1 protein-coding gene is annotated in these 290 nt (G+C 48.3%); it reads left to right on the top strand.

Annotated features, from left to right (window positions below):
- Nucleotides 1-290, top strand: a 290-nt coding sequence (nudC, locus tag J0A66_RS22955) for an NAD(+) diphosphatase (protein WP_206576091.1), incomplete at both ends; no start/stop codon positions are given.

Genomic DNA, 290 nt, shown 5'->3' with positions numbered 1-290 from the left:
ACATCGTTGTTACCCACGAATATCGCCTTGCATTATTGTTGCCGTACGTAAAGGTGAGCAAATTCTACTTGCTCAGGGCGCCCATCATAAAGAAGGTATGTATTCCACCCTGGCCGGCTTTGTTGAAAGTGGCGAAAGCCTTGAACAGGCTGTGCACAGAGAGATTATGGAAGAAGTGGGCATTAAGGTTAAAAACCTGCGTTATTTCGCCAGCCAACCTTGGCCCTTTCCTCATTCGTTAATGATGGGTTTTCTGGCGGACTGGGACTCGGGAGAAATCCAGGTAGACG

This window comes from Bowmanella dokdonensis (assembly GCF_017254865.1).
Classification (GTDB): domain Bacteria; phylum Pseudomonadota; class Gammaproteobacteria; order Enterobacterales; family Alteromonadaceae; genus Bowmanella; species Bowmanella dokdonensis.
The sequence above is the reverse complement of the archived record's forward strand: the minus strand, read 5'-3'. Positions and strand labels throughout refer to the sequence as shown.